General features: G+C 73.3%; 16 protein-coding genes and 1 pseudogene. 13 read left to right on the top strand and 4 right to left on the bottom strand.

The window, feature by feature from the left end; all coding sequences use genetic code 11:
• Positions 1-20 precede the first annotated feature (20 nt).
• Positions 21-2,315, top strand: a pseudogene (locus tag ACZ6X9_RS14500) (ComEC/Rec2 family competence protein); the annotation flags it as partial.
• A 654-nt stretch (positions 2,316-2,969) separates the two neighbouring features.
• On the opposite strand, the gene ACZ6X9_RS14495 reads toward ACZ6X9_RS14500, so the two are convergent.
• On the bottom strand, positions 2,970-3,197 hold the full coding sequence (locus ACZ6X9_RS14495) for a hypothetical protein (RefSeq protein ID WP_469778654.1): 228 nt from the start codon (positions 3,195-3,197) through the stop codon (positions 2,970-2,972).
• A 170-nt stretch (positions 3,198-3,367) separates the two neighbouring features.
• Here ACZ6X9_RS14495 and holA point away from each other — a divergent pair, with 170 nt between their 5' ends.
• Positions 3,368-4,366 (top strand): DNA polymerase III subunit delta, encoded by a 999-nt coding sequence (gene holA, locus ACZ6X9_RS14490; protein ID WP_469778317.1) that lies wholly within the window; start codon positions 3,368-3,370, stop codon positions 4,364-4,366.
• 238 nt (positions 4,367-4,604) lie between these two features.
• On the opposite strand, the gene rpsT is transcribed toward holA, so the two are convergent.
• Positions 4,605-4,871: a 30S ribosomal protein S20 gene (rpsT, locus tag ACZ6X9_RS14485; protein WP_469778316.1), complete on the bottom strand. Its 267-nt coding sequence runs from the start codon at positions 4,869-4,871 to the stop codon at positions 4,605-4,607.
• Between the two features lie 205 nt (positions 4,872-5,076).
• Between rpsT and lepA the strand changes: the two genes are divergently transcribed.
• From lepA to hemW, 3 genes are all read left to right on the top strand, one after another.
• The gene (gene lepA, locus ACZ6X9_RS14480) at positions 5,077-6,939 is read left to right on the top strand and encodes a translation elongation factor 4 (protein ID WP_469778315.1); all 1,863 of its coding nucleotides are present in this window, start codon (positions 5,077-5,079) and stop codon (positions 6,937-6,939) included.
• A 266-nt stretch (positions 6,940-7,205) separates the two neighbouring features.
• Positions 7,206-9,095 carry an AMP-dependent synthetase/ligase gene (locus tag ACZ6X9_RS14475; RefSeq protein ID WP_469778314.1) on the top strand — a complete coding sequence of 630 codons (1,890 nt, stop codon included), beginning with the start codon at positions 7,206-7,208 and terminating at the stop codon, positions 9,093-9,095.
• A 128-nt stretch (positions 9,096-9,223) separates the two neighbouring features.
• The gene (hemW, locus tag ACZ6X9_RS14470; RefSeq protein WP_469778313.1) at positions 9,224-10,456 is read left to right on the top strand and encodes a radical SAM family heme chaperone HemW; all 1,233 of its coding nucleotides are present in this window, start codon (positions 9,224-9,226) and stop codon (positions 10,454-10,456) included.
• Positions 10,457-10,563: 107 nt separating this feature from the next.
• Here hemW and ACZ6X9_RS14465 read toward each other — a convergent pair whose 3' ends face one another.
• Positions 10,564-11,391 (bottom strand): DUF3097 domain-containing protein, encoded by an 828-nt coding sequence (locus ACZ6X9_RS14465; RefSeq protein WP_469778312.1) that lies wholly within the window; start codon positions 11,389-11,391, stop codon positions 10,564-10,566.
• A 33-nt stretch (positions 11,392-11,424) separates the two neighbouring features.
• A complete protein-coding gene (locus ACZ6X9_RS14460; RefSeq protein ID WP_469778311.1) occupies positions 11,425-12,177 on the bottom strand; it encodes an MBL fold metallo-hydrolase in 753 nt (250 codons plus the stop codon).
• Positions 12,178-12,396: 219 nt separating this feature from the next.
• On the opposite strand from ACZ6X9_RS14460, the gene hrcA reads away from it, so the two are divergent.
• The 8 genes from hrcA to ACZ6X9_RS14420 all read left to right on the top strand — a co-directional run bounded on the left by hrcA (position 12,397) and on the right by ACZ6X9_RS14420 (position 18,594).
• Positions 12,397-13,413 (top strand): heat-inducible transcriptional repressor HrcA, encoded by a 1,017-nt coding sequence (gene hrcA, locus ACZ6X9_RS14455; protein WP_436780521.1) that lies wholly within the window; start codon positions 12,397-12,399, stop codon positions 13,411-13,413.
• Complete coding sequence (dnaJ, locus tag ACZ6X9_RS14450; protein WP_469778310.1) at positions 13,414-14,550, top strand: molecular chaperone DnaJ; 1,137 nt, start codon at positions 13,414-13,416, stop codon at positions 14,548-14,550.
• Positions 14,551-14,722: 172 nt separating this feature from the next.
• On the top strand, positions 14,723-15,760 hold the full coding sequence (locus tag ACZ6X9_RS14445) for a nitronate monooxygenase (RefSeq protein ID WP_469778653.1): 1,038 nt from the start codon (positions 14,723-14,725) through the stop codon (positions 15,758-15,760).
• Positions 15,757-16,506, top strand: a complete 750-nt coding sequence (locus ACZ6X9_RS14440; protein WP_469778309.1) for a 16S rRNA (uracil(1498)-N(3))-methyltransferase — start codon at positions 15,757-15,759, stop codon at positions 16,504-16,506. Before ACZ6X9_RS14445 ends, ACZ6X9_RS14440 begins: the two co-directional genes overlap by 4 nt.
• On the top strand, positions 16,497-17,021 hold the full coding sequence (locus ACZ6X9_RS14435) for a hypothetical protein (RefSeq protein ID WP_469778308.1): 525 nt from the start codon (positions 16,497-16,499) through the stop codon (positions 17,019-17,021). Before ACZ6X9_RS14440 ends, ACZ6X9_RS14435 begins: the two co-directional genes overlap by 10 nt.
• Before the next feature lie 5 nt (positions 17,022-17,026).
• Positions 17,027-17,233: a bacteriocin immunity protein gene (locus ACZ6X9_RS14430; RefSeq protein ID WP_469778307.1), complete on the top strand. Its 207-nt coding sequence runs from the start codon at positions 17,027-17,029 to the stop codon at positions 17,231-17,233.
• Positions 17,234-17,281: 48 nt separating this feature from the next.
• Entirely contained in the window at positions 17,282-18,001 is a 720-nt protein-coding gene (locus tag ACZ6X9_RS14425; protein ID WP_469778306.1) for an N-acyl homoserine lactonase family protein, read from the top strand.
• A complete protein-coding gene (locus ACZ6X9_RS14420) occupies positions 18,001-18,594 on the top strand; it encodes an NAD(P)H-dependent oxidoreductase (RefSeq protein ID WP_469778305.1) in 594 nt (197 codons plus the stop codon). Before ACZ6X9_RS14425 ends, ACZ6X9_RS14420 begins: the two co-directional genes overlap by 1 nt.
• The last annotated feature ends 51 nt before the right edge of the window (positions 18,595-18,645 follow it).

Below are 18,645 nucleotides of genomic sequence, written 5' to 3'. Positions count from 1 at the left end.
CCCCGCCGTACTCCACCCCGCTGCGCGCCGCCGCGCGCCGATGGGGTGCGACGGTCGCCGCTGCCACCGCCGCCGCGCTGCTCTGCGCCGCCGCCGGGGCCACGGTCGGCGCGCTGCGGGCGGCGGACGGCCGGCGGGGGCCGGTACCGGGGCTGGCGGCGAAGTACGCGGAGGCGACGCTGGACGTCACGGTGACCAAGGACCCCCGGGCGGTTCGGCCGCGTGTGCGCGGAGCGGTACGGGCCGTCCCGGCGGTGACCGTCGAAGGCGAGGCGACCCGCGTCGTGGTCACCCGGCGGGGAACGGCGACGGCGACCGCCGTCCGGACGCCCGTCCTGCTCCTCGTCCGGCCGGACTGGCTGGGCATCCTGCCGTCCACCCGGCTACGGGTGACCGGGCGACTGGCGCCGCCCACGCACGACGGCGACGGGATCGCGGCCGTCGTCCGTGTCCGGCACGGGCCGCCTCAGGTGATCGGGCGCCCGACCGGCCTCCAGCAGGCCGCCGCCCGGCTCCGCGCCGGCCTGCGGGAGGCCGCCGAGGGGCTGGCACCGGACGCGCGGGCGCTGCTGCCCGGCCTGGTGGTCGGGGACACATCCCGCGTTCCGCCCGATCTCGACGAGGCGTTCCACGTCACGGACATGACCCACCTGCTCGCCGTCTCCGGCAGCAACCTGACCATTCTGCTCGCCCTGCTGATCGGCCCCGCGCACCTGGCGGCCCGGGCGGAGCGGCGGGGGCTGGCGGGTCGGCTGGGCGTTCCCCTGCGGGTGACGGCGGTGGCCGGCGGGCTGCTCGTGCTGGGGTTCGTCGTCGTGTGCCGGCCGGAGCCGAGCGTGCTCCGGGCGGCGGCCTGCGGCCTGGTCGTCCTGCTCGCCCTCGCCACGGGCCGCCGCCGCGGCCTGCTGCCCGCCCTCGCGGCGGCCGTCCTGGCGCTGGTCCTCTACGACCCCTGGCTGGCGCGGAGTTATGGGTTCCTGCTGTCCGTACTGGCCACCGGCGCCCTGCTGACGGTCGCCCCGCGCTGGAGCGCGGCGTTGCGCCGGCGCGGTGTGCCGGCCAGGTTCGCGGAAGCGCTCGCGGCGACCGCCGCCGCCCAGGCCGTCTGCGCGCCCGTGATCGTGCTGCTGTCGTCCCGGGTGAGCCTGGTCGGCGTTCCCTGCAACCTGCTCGCCGAGCTCGCGGTCGCCCCGGCCACGGTCCTGGGGTTCGCGGCCCTGGCCACCGCTCCCTTCGCCTCTCCCGTGGCCCACGCCTTCGCCTGGCTGGCGGGCTGGCCCGCCTCCTGGGCGGCCGCCGTCGCCCGGACCGGGGCGTCCCTCCCCGGAGCGGAATCGGCCTGGCCGGGCGGCCTGCCGGGAGCGGCGCTGATGGCCGCCCTCGTCGCGGCGGTCGGGTACGCGGTCCACCGGGCGGCACGACAACCGCGTCGGCACAGGCACCCGCACAGGCACCCGCACAGGGGCCGACGCCTACGGCGATGGTGCGGCGTGCTCTGCGCGCTCCTCCTCACCGTGGCGGTCCTCCGGCCTGCTCCGCTGACCCGTGTCGTCACCGGCTGGCCGCCGCCCGGCTGGCGGTTCGCGGCCTGTGACGTGGGGCAGGGCGACGCCTTGGTGCTCGCGGCGGGTGACGGCGCGGCCGTCGTGGTGGACGCCGGGCCCGAACCACGGGCCGTCGACCACTGTCTGCGCGCCCTGGGAGTGCGGGCCGTGCCGCTCCTGCTGCTGACGCACTATCACGCCGACCATGTGGACGGGCTGCCCGGCGTGCTGCGTGGCCGGACGGTGGGGACGATCCAGGGCACCCCGTTCGAGGAGCCGCCCGGGCAGGCCGCGTTCGTCCGTCGGGAGGCGCGCCACGCGGGTGTCCCGGTCGTCGCGGTGACCCCCGGCGAGCGCCGCCGTCTCGGCCCGCTGTCCTGGGAGGTGCTGTGGCCGCCGCCCCCGGGCGAGGCCGTGGAGGCGGAGACCGGCCCCAACGACGCCAGCGTCACCCTGCTCGTCCGCACGGCGGAGCTGACCCTCCTGCTGCTCGGCGACCTCGAACCACCCGCCCAGCACGCCCTCCTGGAGCGGCATCCGGAGCTGCCCCAGGTGGACGTCCTGAAGGTCGCCCACCACGGCTCGGCCCACCAGGACGCCGAACTGCTGCACCGGGCGCGTCCCCGGCTGGCCGTCGTGTCCGTCGGAGCGGACAACCCCTACGGGCACCCCGCACCGCGTACCCTCACCGCTCTCCGCACGGAAGGCGCCGCGGTACTGCGGACCGACCACGACGGGCCCGTGGCGGTGACGGGCAGCGCCGACGCCGTCCTGGGCGGCCCCGATTCAGGGGCCCGGCTGCCCCAGAGGGGGAGGAGACGTTCCCGGCGAGCCCGGCCCGGCCCGCCGTACTCCTCGGCTTGTCCCACACGGACCGCTTCGGACGGACCGCCTCGGACGGGGTTCGTACGGCGATCAGCGCATCCAGGCGGGGGAGTCGACTCCCCATCCCTCGTCGAGGGCCAGGCAGGCCGACCGGGACTCGGGGCCCAGCTCGTCCCATACGGACCGCAGGTCGAACCCTTGGTCCGCCGCTATGAGCAGACCCTCGAAGAAACCGGTGACCACGGCCGTGCAGTCCGGCTCGGTGCCGGTCTTCAGGACTTGCTCCAGTACGCCGAGTGCCCGCCGCCGCTCCGAGGGATCCATCCTGAAGGCGTTCTTGGCGAAGGTCTGCGCGAGGAAGCCCAAGCGCACGGTCAGCGGGGGGACGTCGTCCTCGTCGGCCGCGACGGGGAGACCGAGCTCGTCCGTTCGGGGTTCGCCGCGCCACAGGTCGACGTGGGCCCGGTCGTCCGCCGCGAGCACGTCACCGGCCGCGATGAGGTCGTTCCACCACGCGGGTGTCGACATCGGTTCTCCTTCAGCATGTTCTCCGGGTACGGCGGCGTCCTTCCGCGCGGCGGGCGCCGGCGGTCCGGACGTTCAGTCCGTCTCGACCCAGCCCTCGTACTCCTCGGCGAGCGCGCGCAGTGCGGCGGGGTCCAGGACGCCGTCCGGGTCCTCCAGGACGACCAGCCACTGGGCGTCCTCCGCGTCGTCCTCGCCGGCCAGCGCCTCGCGGACGAGCTGCGGCGACCCGTCCAGGGGGTGTTCGGCGGCGGCCCGCTCGGCCGCCTCCTCGGCGGCCTCCCGGTCGGGCAGCACCAGCAGGAAGCGGGACGGGCGCGCCGGGACCGTGGGCGAGTCGGAGGGTGCGCCGGTGGGGGAGGGGTCGGACGGGGTGGAGGGGGAAGGGGGAACGCTGCTCACCCGCTCATTGTGCGTCATGCCCCGTACCGCCCCGGAGGGGAGTGTCCGACCCGCGTGGGATGCTGGACGCGATGGCCAGGAACACCGCGGGCAAAGCCGCGAACGACGATCTGCTCGCCCCCGTCACGCTCGCCGTGGGGCAGGAAGAGCTCCTCCTCGACCGTGCCGTGCAGGAGGTGGTGGCCGCGGCCCGTGCCGCCGACGCGGACACCGATGTCCGTGACCTCGCGCCGGAGGCACTCCAGCCCGGCACCCTCGCCGAGCTGACCAGTCCGTCGCTCTTCGCGGAACGCAAGGTCGTGGTCGTGCGCAACGCCCACGACCTCTCCGCGGACACGATCAAGGACGTCAAGGGGTACCTGAGCGCACCCGCCGAGGAGATCACCCTCGTCCTGCTGCACGCGGGCGGCGCGAAGGGCAAGGGGCTGCTCGACGCCGCCCGGAAGGCGGGGGCCCGGGAGGTCGCCTGCCCCAAGATGACCAAGCCGGCCGACCGGCTGGCCTTCGTCCGCTCGGAGTTCCGGGCCACGCGCCGGTCCGCGACGCCGGAGGCCTGTCAGGCGCTCGTCGACGCCATCGGCAGCGATCTGCGGGAGCTGGCCAGCGCCTGCGCGCAGCTCGTCGCCGACATCGAGGGCACCATCGACGAGGCGGTCGTCGCCCGCTATTACACCGGCCGGGCCGAGGCGTCCAGCTTCACCGTCGCCGACCGGGCCGTGGAGGGCCGGGCCGCCGAGGCCCTGGAGGCGTTGCGCTGGGCCATGTCCACCGGCGTCGCGCCGGTGCTGATCACCAGTGCCCTCGCCCAGGGGGTGCGTTCGATCGGCAAGCTGGCCTCGGCGCCGCGCGGCGCCCGCCCGGGTGACCTGGCCCGGGAGCTCGGCATGCCGCCGTGGAAGATCGACCGGGTGCGGCAGCAGATGCGCGGCTGGTCGGCGGACGGTGTCGCCGCCGCGCTGCGTGCCGTCGCCGAGGCGGACGCCGGGGTGAAGGGCGGCGGCGACGATCCGGAGTACGCCCTGGAGAAGGCCGTGGTCGCGGTGGCCCGGGCGGCCCGCAGCCGCTCCTGAGCCGTGCCGGGCCCTGTCTCCGGGCCCGGGTACGCCGAAGGCCCCGGGGGTATGCCGAAGGCCCCGGTCCGTCCTGGGGAAGGACGGGCCGGGGCCTCGGTTTCGTTCTGCGAGCCGTCGGGCTCATGCCGCACCCGCGTGGCGAACGGCCGCGTGCGGCGGGGTGCCGGACCGGAGCGGTAGAGGGGCCGCTGGTTCCGATACCGGCAGGGACCGGGGCTCACGCCCCGGACAAGCTTCAGCCCTTGAGGGAGGCAGCCTGCTTGGCCAGCGCCGACTTCTTGTTGGCGGCGGCGTTCTTGTGGATGACGCCCTTGCTGGCGGCCTTGTCCAGCTTCTTGCCGGCCAGGGCGACCGCGGCGGCGGCCTTCTCGGTGTCGCCGGCGGCCAGGGCCTCGCGGGCGGCACGGACGAAGGTCTTGACCTGCGACTTGACGGCCTTGTTGCGGAGGCGCGCCTTCTCGTTGGTCTTGTTCCGCTTGATCTGGGACTTGATGTTCGCCACGAAAGAGCCTTTTCAGGTTCGTTGGATTTCCAGAGTGCGCTCCACGCGTAAGAGGGTCGCGAAGCACAGTGGACCAGGCTACCAGCCCGGTCCGGGCCGTCCCAAACCGGACGGCGGGCGCCGCTCATGGGACCATGGAGAGGTCGTATACCCGACTCCCGCCGAGACTGGCGTGCAAACGCCGAAGTCACCGAATGGATCCTGCGTGCCCGCGACCCCTACCAACGTGCCCGAGCCGAGCCGTACCGACCCGGCTCTGATCCGTAACTTCTGCATCATCGCGCACATCGACCACGGCAAGTCGACGCTCGCCGACCGGATGCTTCAGCTCACCGGCGTGGTCGACTCGCGGCAGATGCGTGCGCAGTACCTCGACCGGATGGACATCGAGCGCGAGCGCGGCATCACGATCAAGTCGCAGGCGGTCCGGCTCCCGTGGGCGCCCAGCGAGGACAAAAGCGCCACCCACATCCTCAACATGATCGACACCCCGGGGCACGTCGACTTCACCTACGAGGTCTCCCGCTCCCTCGCCGCGTGCGAGGGCTGCATCCTCCTGGTGGACGCCGCCCAGGGCATCGAGGCCCAGACCCTCGCCAACCTCTACCTGGCGATGGAGAACGACCTCACGATCATCCCCGTCCTCAACAAGATCGACCTGCCGGCCGCCCAGCCCGAGAAGTTCGCCGCCGAGCTCGCCAACCTCGTCGGCTGCGACCCGTCCGAGGTGCTCAAGGTCTCCGCGAAGACCGGCGTCGGCGTCCCGGAGCTGCTGGACCGCGTCGTCCGCGACGTCCCGGCCCCGGTCGGCGTCAAGGACGCCCCGGCCCGCGCGATGATCTTCGACTCGGTCTACGACGCCTACCGGGGCGTCGTGACCTATGTGAAGGTCGTCGACGGCACGCTGCGCAAGCGCGAGCGGATCCGGATGATGTCGACCGGCGCCCAGCACGAGCTGCTGGAGATCGGCACCAACTCCCCGGAGATGCTGCCCGCGGACGGCCTGTCCGTCGGCGAGGTGGGCTACCTGATCACGGGTGTGAAGGACGTCCGCCAGTCGAAGGTCGGCGACACCATCACCCAGTACCAGAACGGGGCCACCGAGGCGCTGGGCGGGTACAAGGACCCCAAGCCGATGGTCTTCTCCGGCCTCTACCCGCTGGACGGCTCGGACTACCCGGAGCTGCGCGAGGCGCTCGACAAGCTCCAGCTCAACGACGCCGCGCTGGTCTACGAGCCGGAGACGTCCGCCGCGCTGGGCTTCGGCTTCCGCGTCGGCTTCCTGGGCCTGCTGCACCTTGAGGTCATCCGCGAGCGCCTGGAGCGCGAGTTCGGTCTCGACCTGATCGCCACCGCGCCGAACGTGGTCTACAACGTCCTCATGGAGGACGGGACCGAGCACGAGGTGACCAACCCGAGCGAGTTCCCCACCGGCAAGATCGCCGAGGTGCACGAGCCGGTCGTCCGGGCCACCATCCTGGCGCCCAGCGAGTTCATCGGCGCGATCATGGAGCTCTGCCAGACCCGCCGCGGTGTCCTGCTGGGCATGGACTACCTCTCCGAGGACCGTGTCGAGATCCGCTACACGCTGCCCCTCGCCGAGGTCGTCTTCGACTTCTTCGACCAGCTCAAGTCCAAGACCCGCGGCTACGCCTCGCTGGACTACGAGCCCACCGGCGAGCAGGTCTCCGACCTGGTCAAGGTCGACATCCTGCTGCACGGCGACAAGGTCGACGCCTTCTCCGCGATCACGCACAAGGACAAGGCCTACGCCTACGGCGTCCGGCTCGTCGCCAAGCTCCGCGAGCTCATCCCGCGGCAGAACTTCGAGGTGCCGATCCAGGCCGCGATCGGCGCCCGCGTCATCGCCCGTGAGACCGTCCGCGCCATTCGCAAGGACGTTCTCGCGAAGTGCTACGGCGGTGACATCTCCCGTAAGCGGAAGCTCCTGGAGAAGCAGAAGGAGGGCAAGAAGCGTATGAAGATGGTCGGCAGTGTGGAAGTTCCGCAGGAGGCCTTCATCGCGGTGCTCTCCTCGGACGAGAGCGGCGAGAAGGGCAAGAAGTAGCCGGTCCGGCCCGCCGCGAGCCCGGAACGCACGGACGCCCGCTCCCCGAGAGGGGGGCGGGCGTTTGCGTGGGTCCGCCGGAGATCGCCGTCACTTCCGACAGGCATTCCACGCGGTACGTGTAGAGGGCAGCGATTGGTTTCGGTCACAGCTTCAACAAGCCTTTCCGGGCCCCTTACGTGAACAGGCCCGGCGCCTCTAGTCTGATCACTGCTTGAAGGTTACTCGCGAGTCACCCAGCAACGAGGCGGGCCCCGGAGGATGCCGTGACCGACACCAGGACTTTGCTCGAGAACCGGCCGCCCTCCGTGGCGACGCTCTTCCTCGAACGCGTCGCCGCCACTCCCGACGCCGAGGCCTACCGGCACCCCGTCGCGCCTCCCTCCGGCCGCGGCCCGTCCGCCTGGGCCTCGCTCACCTGGAAGCAGGCCGCGGAACGGGTGTTCGCGATCTCCGCAGGGCTGATCGACCTCGGCGTCGCCCCCGAGGAGCGGGTCGCCCTCTCCTCCGACACCCGCGTCGAGTGGATCCTCGCCGACCTGGGCATCCTCTGTTCCGGCGCCGCCACCACCCCGCTCTACCCCAGCACCAACGCGGAGGAGACGGCGTTCATGCTCGCCGACTCCGAGAGCAAGGTGCTCATCGCCGAGAACGCCGCCCAACTGGCCAAGGCCCGCGCCCAGCGCGGGGAACTGCCCGGCCTGGCCCACGTCGTGGTGATCGAGGAAGCCGACGCGGTGGCCGCCGAAGACGACCCGGACGGCTGGGTCCTCTCCCTCGCCGAGCTGGAACGGCGCGGCGCGGCCCGGCTGAAGGAGACGCCGGACCTGGTCCGCGACCGGGTCGCCGCGATCCGCTCCGAGCAGCTCGCCACCCTCATCTACACCTCCGGCACCACCGGCCGCCCCAAGGGCGTCCGCCTGCGCCAGGACAGTTGGTCGTACATGGCCCGCGCCATCGAGGCCACCGGCCTGGTGCGGTCCGACGACGTCCAGTACCTGTGGCTCCCGCTCGCCCACGTCTTCGGGAAGGTCCTCACGGCCGGGCACATCGGCATCGGCCACGTCACCGCCGTCGACGGACGCCCGGACAAGATCATCGAAAACCTGCCGGTCGTCCGGCCGACCTACATGGCGGCCGTGCCCCGCGTCTTCGAGAAGGTCTACAACGGCGTCGTCGCCAAGGCCCGGGAGGGCGGCGGGGCCAAGTACAAGATCTTCCAGTGGGCCGCCGAGGTGGCCCGCGAGTACGCCCGCGTCTCCCAGGACAACTACCGCCGCACCGGCAGCCGCTCCGTCCCCTTCACCCTCGCCGCCCGCCACAAGACCGCCGACGTCCTCGTCTACGCCAAGATCCGGGAGGCGTTCGGCGGCCGGCTGCGCGCCTGCATCTCCGGCGCGTCCGCCCTCGCCCCCGACATCGGCCTCTTCTTCTCCGGCGCCGGCGTCCACATCCTGGAGGGCTACGGCCTCACCGAGACCAGCGCCGCCAACTTCGTCAACCCGGGCGAGGCGTACCGCACCGGCACCGTCGGCAAGCCGCTGCCCGGCACCGAGGTCCGGATAGCGGACGACGGCGAGATCCTGCTGCGCGGCCCCGGGATCATGGAGGGCTACCACGGCCTGCCGGAGCGCACGGCGGAAGTCCTCGAACCGGACGGCTGGTTCCACACCGGCGACATCGGCGAACTGTCGCCCGACGGCTTCCTGCGCATCACCGACCGCAAGAAGGACCTGATCAAGACGTCGGGCGGCAAGTACGTGGCGCCCGCCGAGGTCGAGGGCCGCTTCAAGGGCATCTGCCCGTTCGTCTCCAACATCCTCGTCCACGGCGCCGACCGGAACTACTGCACCGCCCTCATCGCCCTCGACGAGCCCTCCCTGCTCAAGTGGGCGGCCGACCACGGCCTCGGCGGCCGGACGTACGCCGAGGTGGTCGCCGCGCCGCAGACCGAGGAGATGGTCGGGGAGTACGTCCGGCGGCTCAACGAGGGCCTCCAGCGCTGGCAGACGATCAAGAAGTTCCGGCTGCTGCCGCGCGACCTGGACGTCGAGCACGGGGAACTCACCCCCAGCCTCAAGCTCAAGCGGCCGGTCGTGGAGCGGGCGTACAAGGACCTGATCGAGGAGATGTACGAGGGGACGCGCGAGCGCTGACCGGGAGGGGCACGTCCTGACCCCGTCCGGGAGGGGCGCGCTTTCCGGCATGGTCCGGGAGGGGCGTGGGCCGGAGGGGGCGTCCCGGTGCGGTCCGGCGTCCGACGGTCATGCCGGACAATGGACCCATGCCTTCCGTACTGCCCGACGGCGAGCCCGTGCCCGACGACGGGGCGCTGCCCCCGCACGCCCTCGCCGACGCGGGCCGGCGGCCCCTCGGCTTCTACCTGCACGTTCCGTACTGCGCCACCCGCTGCGGCTACTGCGACTTCAACACCTACACCGCGAGCGAGCTGCGCGGCTCCGGCGGCGCACTGGCCTCCCGCGACAACTACGCCGACACCGTCGCCGACGAGATCCGGCTGGCACGCAAGGTGCTCGGCGACGACCCGCGCCCGGTCGAGACGGTCTTCGTCGGCGGCGGCACGCCCACCCTGCTGCCCGCCGCCGACCTGGGCCGGATGCTCGCCGCCATCCGCGACGAGTTCGGGCTCGCCCCCGGCGCCGAGGTCACCACGGAGGCCAACCCGGAGTCCGTCGACCCCCGCTACCTGGAGGAACTGCGGGCCGCCGGCTTCAACCGGGTCTCCTTCGGCATGCAGAGCGCCCGGCAGCACGTCCTGAAGATCCTCGACCGCACGCACACCCCCGGCCGCCCCGAGGCGTGCGTCGCCGAGGCCCGCGCCGCCGGCTTCGACCACGTCAACCTCGACCTGATCTACGGCACCCCCGGCGAGAGCGACGACGACTGGCGCGCCTCGCTGGACGCCGCCATCGCCGCCGGCCCCGACCACGTCTCGGCCTACGCCCTGATCGTCGAGGAGGGCACACAACTGGCCCGCCGCATCCGCCGCGGCGAGGTGCCCATGACCGACGACGACGTCCACGCCGACCGTTACCTGATCGCCGAGGAGCGGCTGGCGGCCGCGGGCTTCTCCTGGTACGAGGTCTCCAACTGGGCCACCACGGACGCCGGCCGCTGCCGCCACAACGAGCTGTACTGGCGGGGCGCCGACTGGTGGGGGGCGGGGCCCGGTGCCCACTCGCACGTCGGGGGGGTGCGGTGGTGGAACGTCAAGCATCCGGGCGCCTACGCGCAGGCCCTCGTCGAGGGGCGGTCGCCCGGGGCGGGGCGGGAGATCCTGGCCGAGGAGGACCGGCGGGTCGAGCGCATCCTGCTCGAACTGCGGCTGGTGGACGGGTGTCCGCTGTCGCTGCTCAAGCCGGCGGGTCTCGCGGCGGCCGAGAAGGCTCTCGCCGACGGGCTGCTCCAGCGGGAGCCGTACGCGGCGGGTCGGGCGGTGCTGACGTTGCGGGGGCGGTTGCTCGCCGATGCGGTGGTGCGGGATCTGGTGGACTGAGCCCCGGTCCCGCCCCTTCGCCGTTTCCTGGGGGCTGCGCCCCCACCCCCCTTGTCGCGGCTCCGCCGCTCGTCCTCAAGCGCCGGACGGGCTGGAACAGGGGCGGGTCAGGGGCAGGTCACAAAGTCGATCAGTTCCTCGACCCTGCCGAGCAGCTCCGGCTCCAGGTCCTTGTAGGACCGCACGGCCCCCAGGATCCGCTGCCACGCCGCCCCGGTATTCGTCGGCCAGCCCAGCGCCCGGCAGACGCCCGTCTTCCAGTCCTGCCCCCGCGGCACCCGCGGCCACCCCGCGATCCCCACGGACGACGGCTTCACCGCCTCCCACACGTCCACATACGGATGCCCGACGACGAGCACGTGCTCGCCCGTCACCTCCGCCGCGATGCGCGACTCCTTCGACCCCGGCACGAGGTGGTCGACCAGGACGCCCAGCCGCGCGTCCGGCCCGGGGGCGAAGTCGCGGACGATGGACGGGAGGTCGTCGACGCCCTCCAGGTACTCGACGACGACGCCCTCGATGCGGAGGTCGTCGCCCCAGACGCGCTCCACGAGCTCCGCGTCGTGCCGTCCCTCGACGTAGATCCGGCCGGCCCGTGCCACCCGGGCGCGGGCGCCGGGGACGGCGATCGAGCCGGAGGCGGTACGGGCCGAGGCGGACGGTGTGCGCGGCGCCGCGGAGGGGCGGACGAGGGTGACGACGCGGCCCTCCAGCAGGAAGCCGCGCGGCTCCAGCGGGAAGACGCGGTGCTTGCCGAAGCGGTCCTCCAGGGTCACGGTCGGCCCCTGTGCGGTCTTCTCGCAGCGGACCACCGCCCCGCAGAAGCCGGTCGTGACCTCCTCCACCACCAGGTCCGGCTCGGCCGGTACCTCCGGGACGGGGGCGCTCCGCTTCCACGGAGGGGTCAGGTCGGGGTCGTACTGTCTGCTGCGCACGCGCAGACGATAGGAAAAACCCGCCCTTCCGGCCTACGACACGCCGAAGCGCCGTGCCAGCGCGTTGCGTTGCTCACGGACAAACCGGGCGTCGACCGCCGCGCCGTGCCCCGGTACGTACACCGCGTCCGGCCCGCCGAGGGCCAGCATCCGGTCCAGCGCCGCCGGCCAGGCCGCCGGGGTGGCGTCCCGCCCGGCCTGCGGCTCGCCGGACTCCTCGACGAGGTCGCCGCAGAAGACGACGTCCGGCGCCCCGGAGCCGCCCGGCACCAGGACGGCCAGGTCGTACCGGCTGTGCGCGGCCCCCAGGACCACCAGCCGGATCCGCCGGCCGTCGCCCAGGCCGAGCTCAAGCTCGTCGGCGACCTCGTGGGACGGGACCACCAGGCGTTCCACGGCCTCGTCGGCGTCCCGCGGGTCCACCCCTTGCCGGACCGCGTCCTCCCGTACCTCCCCGGCCCCCGCCGTCAGGGACGCGGCGAGCCCCGCCGCGCCGTACACCGCCGCGTCAGGGAAGGCCGCCGTGCCCAGCACATGGTCGAAGTGGTCGTGGGTGAGTGCGATGTGCGTCACGGGCAGCCCGAGGAGCTCCCGCACCTCGCGCTCGATCTCCGCGCCCTCACGGAGCGTCGAGCCCGTGTCCACGACCAGGACGCCCGCCTCCCCGGCGACCGCCCCCGTCGTCGCGTCCCAGCCCGCCAGCCTGCGCCGGAGCACCCCCGGCGCGAGCCGTTCCCAGCGCGCCCCCGTGTGCTGCTCCTGGTCCGTTCCTCCGTGGTTTCCCATGCCGGGAACCTAACGCGCGCGCGGTACGGTGACCCGTCCGGAGGCGCACGCGGCACGGGCACGCGGCGCGACTGCCTTGCCGTGGTCGTGGTGGGCCGCCGTACACTGACGTGTGGGGTTTGGCACTCGTGACCTTTGAGTGCCAGGCACGAGACCCGGGTAAGACCCCGGGAGGACCCCGCGAGACGGCTGGACCCGCTGGACTGGAGGTGTGCGCGGATGCTGAGCGAACGCAGGCTCAAGGTCTTGCGTGCCATCGTCCAGGACTACGTGGGCACCGAGGAGCCCGTCGGCTCCAAGGCCCTCACCGAGCGTCACCACCTCGGCGTGTCCCCGGCGACGGTGCGCAACGACATGGCGGTGCTGGAGGAGGAGGGCTTCATCGCCCAGCCCCACACCAGCGCCGGCCGGATCCCCACCGACAAGGGCTACCGCCTCTTCGTCGACCGGCTGGCGGGCGTCAAGCCGCTGTCGGCCGCCGAGCGGCGCGCCATCCAGAACTTCCTGGACGGCGCGGTCGACCTGGACGACGTGGTGGCCCGCACGGTGCGGCTGCTGGCGCAGTTGACCCGGCAGGTGGCGGTCGTGCAGTACCCGTCGCTGACCCGGTCGACCGTCCGGCACGTGGAGCTGCTGCCGCTCGCCCCCGCGCGGGTGATGCTGGTGCTGATCACGGACACCGGGCGGGTCGAGCAGCGGATGGTCGACTGCCCGGCCCCGGTCGGCGAGGTGGCGCTGGCGGACCTGCGGGCGCGGCTCAACAGCCGCGTCGTGGGCCGGCGGTTCACGGATGTGCCGCAGTTGGTGCAGGACCTTCCCGAATCCTTCGAACAGGACGACCGCGGAACCGTTTCGACGGTGCTGGCCGTCCTGCTGGAAACCCTGGTCGAGGAGACCGAGGAACGGCTGATGATCGGCGGCACCGCCAATCTCACCCGCTTCGGGCACGACTTCCCGCTGACGATCCGGCCCGTGCTGGAGGCGTTGGAGGAGCAGGTCGTCCTCCTCAAGCTGCTCGGCGAGGCCACGGACTCGGGCATGACGGTCCGCATCGGTCACGAGAACGCCCACGAGGGGCTGAACTCCACATCCGTCGTCGCCGTCGGCTACGGTTCGGGCGACGAAGCCGTCGCCAAACTCGGCGTGGTCGGACCGACCCGCATGGATTACCCCGGAACGATGGGAGCGGTACGCGCAGTGGCACGTTACGTCGGACAGATCCTGGCGGAGTCGTAAGTGGCCACGGACTACTACGCGGTCCTGGGCGTACGGCGCGATGCCTCGCAGGACGAGATCAAGAAGGCCTTCCGCCGCCTCGCCCGCGAGCTGCACCCGGACGTCAATCCGGACCCCAAGACGCAGGAGCGGTTCAAGGAGATCAACGCCGCTTACGAGGTGCTCTCGGACCCGCAGAAGAAGCAGGTCTACGACCTCGGCGGCGACCCGCTCTCGTCGTCGGGCGGTGGCGGCGGCGCCGGCGGCTTCGGCGCCGGCTTCGGCAACTTCTCCGACATCATGGACGCCTTCTTCGGCCAGGCGTCGCAGCGCGGCCCGCGCTCGCGCACCCGCCGGGGCCAGGACGCCATGATCCGGCTGGAAGTCGACCTGGACGAGGCGACGTTCGGCACGACCAAGGAGATCCAGGTCGACACGGCCGTCGTCTGCACCACGTGCAGCGGCGAGGGCGCCGCCCCCGGCACCTCCGCGCAGACCTGTGACATGTGCCGCGGCCGCGGCGAGGTCTCGCAGGTCACCCGCTCGTTCCTGGGCCAGGTCATGACCTCCCGCCCGTGCCCGCAGTGCCAGGGCTTCGGCACGGTCGTGCCGACCCCGTGCCCGGAGTGCGCCGGCGACGGCCGTGTCCGGTCCCGCCGGACGCTGACGGTCAAGATCCCCGCCGGTGTCGACAACGGCACCCGCATCCAGCTCGCCGGCGAGGGCGAGGTCGGCCCCGGCGGGGGCCCGGCCGGCGACCTCTACGTCGAGATCCACGAGAAGCAGCACCCGGTCTTCCAGCGGCGCGGTGACGACCTGCACTGCACGGTCACCATCCCGATGACCGCGGCGGCGCTGGGCACCAAGGTGCCGCTGGAGACGCTGGACGGCCTGGAGGAGATCGACATCCGGCCCGGCACCCAGTCCGGCCAGGCCATCCCGCTCCACCAGCGCGGTGTCACGCACCTGCGCGGCGGCGGGCGCGGCGACCTCGTCGTCCACGTCGAGGTGACGACCCCCGGCAAGCTCGACGCCCAGCAGGAGGAGCTGCTCCGGCAGCTTGCCAAGCTGCGGGGCGAGGAGCGGCCGACGGGCGAGTTCAAGCCGGGGCAGCAGGGGCTGTTCTCCCGGCTGAAGGACGCGTTCAACGGGCGTTAGCCGATCGGCCGGATCCGGGGCGCCCGTGCGCGCCCGGGTTCGGTTCGGCGCGGCCACGAGGGCGTGACACGATGTGGTCATGGCCTTTGAATCCGTTGCGGAATCCGTAGGGGAACCCGTTGGGGACACCGCGTTGACCGGCCTGTTCCGGCTCCCGGTCGTCCAGGCCCCGATGGCGGGCGGCGGCTCCTGCCCGCCGCTCGCCGCGGCCGTCTCCGAGGCCGGCGGCCTCGGCTTCCTCGCCGCCGGCTACAAGACGCCGGCCGCGATGTACGAGGAGATCAAGCAGCTCCGCGCTCTGACGTCCCGGCCCTTCGGCGTCAACCTCTTCATGCCGCAGCCGCCCGCCGCGGACCCCGCGGCCGTAGAGGTCTACGCCGAACAGCTCGCGGGCGAGGCCACCTGGTACGACGTGCCCCTGGGCGACTGGGACCGCGCCGCCGACGACGCGTACGAGGCCAAGCTCGCCACCCTGCTCGACGACCCGGTCCCGGTCGTCTCGTTCACCTTCGGCTGCCCGTCCGCCGAGGACCTCGCGGCCCTCGCCGCGACCGGCACCGTCACGATCGTGACCGTCACCTCCGCCGCCGAGGCCCGGGCCGCGTGGCAGGCGGGCGCCGCCGCGCTCTGCGTCCAGGGCGTCGAGGCCGGCGGCCACCAGGGCACCCACCACGACGACCCCCGGCTGGACGGCACCGGGGCCGGCTCCGGACTGCTCGCGCTGCTCACCGAGGTCCGCGAGGCGGTTCCGCTGCCGCTGATCGCCGCGGGCGGGCTGATGCGCGGCGCCCAGATAGCGGCCGTGCTGGCCGCGGGCGCCTGTGCCGCGCAGCTCGGCACGGCGTTCCTCGCGTGCCCCGAGTCCGGCGCGAGCGAGCTGCACAAACGGGCGCTGACCGACCCGGTGTTCACCGGTACCGAGCTGACCCGCGCCTTCTCCGGCCGCCCGGCCCGCGGGCTGGTGAACCGATTCATCCGGGAACACGGCCCCTACGCCCCCGCCGCCTACCCCCAGGTCCACTACCTGACGGCCGGCCTGCGCAAGGCCGCCGCCGCGGCGGGCGACCCGCAGGCCGTCAACCTGTGGGCCGGCCAGGGCCACCGCCTGGCCCGCGACCTCCCGGCGGCCCGCCTCGTCGAGGTCCTGACCGACGAACTCGACGCGGCCCGCGCGTCCTTGACAGCACCATCGCGAGGGAGCGACTCATGACAGCGCCGGTCTTCCTGGTCGAGGAGGACTCCCTCACGGGCGTCTTCCCCGGCACCGTCTTCCCCCTCGACGGCCCCGAGGGCCGGCACGCCGTCTCCGTCCGCCGGCTGCGCGTCGGCGAGGACATCGTCCTGACGGACGGCCGGGGCACCGGCGCGCACGGCACGGTGGCCGCCGTCAGCGGCAAGGACCACCTCGACGTCGCCGTCACCTCCGTCCGCTCCGAGCCGCTGCCCCAGCCGCGGATCACCGTCGTCCAGGCCCTCCCCAAGGGCGACCGCGGCGAACTCGCCGTCGAGACCATGACGGAGACCGGCGTCGACGCGATCGTCCCCTGGGCCGCCTCGCGCTGCGTCACCCAGTGGAAGGGCGACCGCGGCCTGAAGTCCCTCGGCAAGTGGCGCGCGACGGCGAGAGAGGCCGGCAAGCAGTCCCGCCGCCTGCGCTTCCCCGACGTCACCGACCTCATGACGACGCGCCAGGTCGCCGGCCTCCTCGCCGACGCGGCCTTCGCCGCCGTCCTCCACGAGGAGGGCAGCACCCCCCTGGCCACCGCCGACCTCCCGCCGGCCGGCGACATCGTCCTCGTCGTCGGCCCCGAGGGCGGCGTCTCCCCCGACGAACTGACCGCCTTCGCCACCGCCGGCGCCCACCCCTACCGCCTCGGCCCCACCGTCCTCCGCACCTCCACGGCCGGCACGGCGGCGACGGCACTGCTGCTGGGACGGACGGGACGGTGGAGTTGACGCCCGGCGGACGAAGCGGCGCGGCGGGCGAACGGTTCGCGCCGGACGGCCACTCCGAGATCGGGCGCTGGATCGCCGACTGGTCGGGAACCCCCGATCACGTCGACTACCTCGCGTACCACACCACCGCGGGGCAGTGGCTGGCGTTCTCCCGTGTCATCCGACCCGAGTTCGTCCGCGCGCGAGGCTGCGTCATCTGGCAACGCGCCTACGAACCGGACGGGTTCGAGGAGTGGTTCCGGCACCTGGACGGGGACGTCGTGCGCATCGAGGCGACACTCAACCGGTTCGTGGTCGGCGACCACGTCACCGTGGACGACACGGCGGAAGGGAACGCCGTCCTCCGGGAGGTCGCCGACACGGTGGCGATGTCCTGGCAGGCGGCGCTCCGGCTCGCCTGCCCCGAGCGCGAGTTCGCCGTCCACGCCCGCGACACGGACGACGGGCCCGTGGTGAGCTTTACGTCCGTCCCCGAGTGGGGACAGGACGGCGACGGCCGTCGAGGGGGGAGGTGAACGGCATGGAACGGGACGAACTCGTCCGGCTGGTACGCCGGATCATGGACGGCGAGGGGGCCACCGAAGAGGAACACGACGCCTTGGTCGCACAGTTCGAGCGCAGCGTGCTCCACCCCGCCGCCACCGACCTGATCTACCACCACCGGCCCGAGCTCTCCGCCGAGCAGGTCGTCGACGCGGCGCTGGCGTACCGGCCGATCGCCCTGTGACCCGTCCGCCCCTGTGATCCGTCGGGGCGTTCTGTCAGGATGATCTCCATGAGCCGGGAGACCGTCGTGCAGCCGCTCGATCTGGGGTACTTCGTACGGCCCGCCTCCGAGGCCGGCGGACCGTCGGCGCGGGTGGAGCCCGCCGTGGCCTTCCTTGTGCGGCATCCGCGGGGCACGGTCCTGTTCGACACCGGCATCGGCGCGGGGGATCCGGAGGCGGACGCGCATTACCGGCCCCGGCGGCGCGGGCTTCCCGAGGCGCTGGCGGCCGTCGGGGCACGGGTCGAGGACGTCGACCTCGTCGTCAACTGCCACCTCCACTTCGCCCATTGCGGCGGCAACCCGCTGTTCGCCGGCGTGCCCGTCCTCGTGCAGCGGACGGAGCCGGCCGCCGCCCGCCGTGGCGGGTACACCATCGACGGGCTCGTCGACTTTCCCGGCGCCGTGTACGAGGAGCTCGACGGGGAGGCCGAGCCGCTTCCGGGCGTGCGTGTGGTGCCGACCCCGGGCCACACCCCCGGCCACCAGTCGCTGGTGGTGCGGCGGGCCGGCGGCGGGGCTTTGGTGCTGGCCGGGCAGGCGTATGACACGGCGTCGGCCTATGCCGCCGGCGAACTGGCGCGCCGCGCCGCCGCGGACGGTGGCGCCGAGGGCCTGCCCGGGTACCCCGCCTGGCTCGACCGGCTGGCGGACTTCGCTCCCCGGCGGGTTCTCTTCGCCCATGATCACGCGGCGTGGGAAGCGCCGCTCTCCGGAAGGACGTCCTGATGCGCGTCGTCGCACTCCTCGCCCACCCCCGTCCCGGCAGTTTCAACCACGACCTGTTCGCCGCGGTGACGGACGAGTTGCGGGACCGCGGGTGCGAGGTCCTCGCGCACGATCTGTGCGCGGAGGGGTTCGATCCGGTCCTGCGGGCCGGGGAGACGGGCACGGTGGTGGGGGCCGGGACGGCGGATGACCTGCTGGTGGCCCGGTACCGGGAGGAGCTCGCCGGGGCGGATCGCCTGGTGTTCGTGCATCCGAACTGGTGGGGTATGCCGCCGGCGGTGCTGACCGGGTGGGTACAGCGGGTGCTCGCGCCCGGTGTGGCCTACAAGCTGGAGCACGCCGACGGCGAGCCGGAGGGGCTGCTCGGGGCCGGCCGGGCGCTGGTGCTCAACACGTCGGACACACCGGAGGAGCGGGAACGGGACGAGTTCGGTGACCCGCTCGAGCGGATCTGGGCCGCGTGCGTGCTGCCCTACGTCGGCGTCACCGACGTGCGGCGCAAGGTCTTCCGGACGGTCACCGGCGCCACGGCGGCGGAGCGGGAGGCGTGGCTCGCGGAGGCGCGGGAGGCGGCCGCGGCGCTGGTGGCCTGAGGGACGCGGGCCCTCCCGCCGGCCGGGAGCGGGCGGCTCCTGTGGCTGTCG

The sequence above is a fragment of the Streptomyces sp. NPDC052910 genome (assembly GCF_055585605.1).
Note: the sequence above shows the minus strand (reverse complement) of the source record. Positions and strands in the feature narration are given on the sequence as shown.

Bases quoted from the DNA above. Each gene is read 5' to 3' on its own strand.
- ACZ6X9_RS14425 (WP_469778306.1), top strand. From the start codon at position 17,282: ATGAGCCGGGAGACCGTCGTGCAGCCGCTCGATCTGGGGTACTTCGTA.
- holA (WP_469778317.1), top strand. From the start codon at position 3,368: ATGGCCAGGAACACCGCGGGCAAAGCCGCGAACGACGATCTGCTCGCC.
- ACZ6X9_RS14445 (WP_469778653.1), top strand. From the start codon at position 14,723: ATGGCGGGCGGCGGCTCCTGCCCGCCGCTCGCCGCGGCCGTCTCCGAG.
- hrcA (WP_436780521.1), top strand. From the start codon at position 12,397: ATGCTGAGCGAACGCAGGCTCAAGGTCTTGCGTGCCATCGTCCAGGAC.
- ACZ6X9_RS14420 (WP_469778305.1), top strand. From the start codon at position 18,001: ATGCGCGTCGTCGCACTCCTCGCCCACCCCCGTCCCGGCAGTTTCAAC.
- ACZ6X9_RS14460 (WP_469778311.1), bottom strand. From the start codon at position 12,177: ATGGGAAACCACGGAGGAACGGACCAGGAGCAGCACACGGGGGCGCGC.
- ACZ6X9_RS14440 (WP_469778309.1), top strand. From the start codon at position 15,757: ATGACAGCGCCGGTCTTCCTGGTCGAGGAGGACTCCCTCACGGGCGTC.
- hemW (WP_469778313.1), top strand. From the start codon at position 9,224: ATGCCTTCCGTACTGCCCGACGGCGAGCCCGTGCCCGACGACGGGGCG.
- ACZ6X9_RS14430 (WP_469778307.1), top strand. From the start codon at position 17,027: ATGGAACGGGACGAACTCGTCCGGCTGGTACGCCGGATCATGGACGGC.